Source organism: Blastocatellia bacterium, from assembly GCA_035275065.1.
Classification (GTDB): Bacteria; Acidobacteriota; Blastocatellia; order UBA7656; family UBA7656; genus DATENM01.
This window is the reverse complement of the sequence record DATENM010000048.1, coordinates 1-2703: the sequence shown is the minus strand read 5'-3', so window position 1 is coordinate 2703 and position 2703 is coordinate 1. Positions and strand designations below refer to the sequence as shown.

General features: G+C 56.0%; 3 protein-coding genes. All 3 read left to right on the top strand.

Annotated features, from left to right (window positions below):
- The first annotated feature begins 86 nt into the window (after positions 1–86).
- The 3 genes from VJ464_11050 to VJ464_11040 all read left to right on the top strand — a co-directional run bounded on the left by VJ464_11050 (position 87) and on the right by VJ464_11040 (position 1996).
- Positions 87–377, top strand: coding sequence for a nucleotidyltransferase family protein (locus VJ464_11050; protein HKQ05661.1), 291 nt, complete (start codon positions 87–89; stop codon positions 375–377).
- Positions 374–709 carry a DUF86 domain-containing protein gene (locus tag VJ464_11045; protein ID HKQ05660.1) on the top strand — a complete coding sequence of 112 codons (336 nt, stop codon included), beginning with the start codon at positions 374–376 and terminating at the stop codon, positions 707–709. Before VJ464_11050 ends, VJ464_11045 begins: the two co-directional genes overlap by 4 nt.
- Before the next feature lie 612 nt (positions 710–1321).
- Positions 1322–1996: a restriction endonuclease gene (locus tag VJ464_11040; protein ID HKQ05659.1), complete on the top strand. Its 675-nt coding sequence runs from the start codon at positions 1322–1324 to the stop codon at positions 1994–1996.
- Positions 1997–2703 lie beyond the last annotated feature (707 nt).

Genomic DNA, 2703 nt, shown 5'->3' with positions numbered 1-2703 from the left:
CGAGCGTTAGACGTGTGTAGCAGATTCGCCGGGGCTTGAGGACATAACCACATTAAGCGATACTATGGAAACTAGAGGTGAAGCTAATGGTTACTAAAGATATACTCCGCCAAAAACGTGAAGATATCAGACGTATCGCTGCTAGCCACGGCGTCAGCAGGATCAGAGTCTTCGGCTCCGTAGCACGCGGACAGGCTAAACCAGACAGCGATCTCGACTTGCTCATTGACGTTGGGCCAACGACCAGCTCTTGGTTTCCTGCTGGCCTCATTTTGGATCTCGAAAAGCTTCTTGGCTGTCGGGTTGAAGTAGTGACCGAGAAGGGACTGAATCCTCAACTGCGGGAGCAAGTGCTCAGTGAAGCTATGCCGATATGAGAGAAGATCGTGTCTACCTCCAGCACATTGCAGAATGCATTCGGCGGATTGAAGAGCACACAGGCAAAGGGCGAGAAGAATTCCTGCAATCCCATACACTACAAGACGCGGTGCTGAGGAATCTGCAAACCCTGAGCGAAGCAACACAGCGACTTTCGGATGACACGAAAGCCAAATATCCACAGATCGAATGGTCACGAATCGCCGCCTTCCGCAACGTGCTTGTGCATAACTACCTCGGCATCGACTTGGAGATCGTATGGGGAATAACTCAACGAGAAGTGCCCGAACTAAAGACCGCCATTTCGGCGATGCTGAATGAGGTGGTGTGATACTGTACGCCACACACACGTCTAACAAGGCGTTGCAGCGGAGGCCGCGAAGCGCATTTCTTATCAACATCGGAGTTCCGCTCACGGCCCCGCTGAACGCGAGCGTTGGGCGCCGCTCCCGCAATCGCTGACGAGCGCAATCACCTCGTTAACGAAGGACCCGGCTCAGCGGCGATCACCTTTGAACCGCAAGCAGCTACTGTCGCCATGGCCACGAGCCGCAACTCGCACCGCTTTGAAGGCGGCGCCGAGGGTGCCAGCCACTCGACGATGTGCCGCGAAGCGTCTGGCCACTGCGGACGAATCGAATGGAGTGCAGTATTCGGTGGCGCAAGCGACGATGGGAAGAGCCGCGAGGCGGGGCTGCGGCAAGGCGGTGAGGGGCGATGCCGCGGCGCGGCGGCAAGCATGGTGCGAGGCGCGAACGGATCTAGGTCGTAAGGTCACGATGGCGAAGGGCTCGACCGTTGGGAGATACAAGCGGTTCCTGGGCGTCGCCCAACAAGCGCATGCACCGGAGCGCGGCGGGCGGGTTTCTCGTCATTGGTTCAGTGCGGCACGCCGCGCCCGGTGATGCGTGGCGTTATGCCTCGCGCCGCGAAGGACTCAATTATGGAAGCCCCCTTTCTAATGACCCCTGTAGAATTTGAAATCGCAGTTCGGCAGTTCCTTCAGGAAGAAGGGCGCGGCTTAAAAGACTTTCGTGTGCAACATCTTGAGAAGCTTCAAGGATACGATGGTGACTACATCATTGATGTTACTGCCCGTTTTGAGGCGTTGGGAGCAGACTTTCTTGTCCTGATCGAATGCAAGAGATACACTTCCGACTCTGTGGAACGAGAGCAGGTTCAAGCTCTCAATCAAAAGAAACTTTCAATTGGGGCGCACAAGGCCATGCTTTTCACCACCTCTACATTCAGAAGCGGAGCGATTGAGTTTGCCAAAGCCAATCGCATTGCTCTTATTCAGGTCTCTCCCAAACAAATATCGTATGCAGTTAAATCTTGGTCCCCAGAAATCAGCGTTGAATTTGTGTCTCCCGAAACCGCTTCTTTGGCGGAATTCTTATTTGATGGCAATATACCTGATGAGGCTGAAGAGAATCCGTTGCCTGAAGCAGCTAAGTCAAAGATTTTTGTCCTAGCCGTCCTGAGTCAACGACTCGATTACTTGCGCATCCTTTCAGCTAGGGGATATGACATTAACCAGTCTGAGATAGAAAGACTGAGGAAAGAAATAGAAGAAGCAGAAGATGAACTCAGACGATTGCGAGAAGGCAAGGCATAACAATGCGTTGCAGCGGAGGCCATGCAGCGCAGTTCTCATGCGTTCTTTGAGTGCCGTTCACGGCCCCGCTGAACGCGGGCGTTGGGCGCCTTTCCCGCCATCGCTGATGTGCGAAGTTGTCCGCGCCAGGAACTTGGTTCGGTCCGCAATTCGACCCTGCGGCTCTCGCCACATGCAACGGCCAGCCAAACCTCGACGAACACCCAGCAATCGCCATTGCGAGGCTTGGCATCGTCTCGAAGCATCTCCCCGCCGTCGAGCGCCTTCGCTCCGAGCACGCCACTATATGCCAGAGTGGCCATCTCCGCTCAGCAAGCGAGCGGCGCGAGCCAGGACTAGCGGAAGGGCAAGGCTTGAGCGGAGCGGAATGGGTGCGAAGCCAGAGGTGGCGTGGAAGGGAAGCCGCAGGAAGAACGCATGGGGTCGCCGTGATCAACCACGAGCGGGATGAGAGGGGCGCAAGGATTAGGGTTGCGGGCGTCGCCCAACAAGGCGTTGCACCGGAGCGCGGGCCGCGCACTTCACGTGATTATTTGTGAGGCCGTTGCCCGCGCCCGGTAAACGCAGGCGTTAGGCGTCCTACCGAGGTGTCAGCTAAAATGCGACTGTGGGATACGCAATCAGGCAAATGCAGCAAAGCGATTGGCAGCATGTACGCTTGATCTACTTGGAAGGCATCGCCACCGGCGACGCAACCTTCGAGACCC

Excerpts from the sequence above, each read along its gene's own strand:
- VJ464_11050 (HKQ05661.1), top strand. The coding sequence starts at position 87 with ATGGTTACTAAAGATATACTCCGCCAAAAACGTGAAGATATCAGACGT.
- VJ464_11040 (HKQ05659.1), top strand. The coding sequence starts at position 1,322 with ATGGAAGCCCCCTTTCTAATGACCCCTGTAGAATTTGAAATCGCAGTT.
- VJ464_11045 (HKQ05660.1), top strand. The coding sequence starts at position 374 with ATGAGAGAAGATCGTGTCTACCTCCAGCACATTGCAGAATGCATTCGG.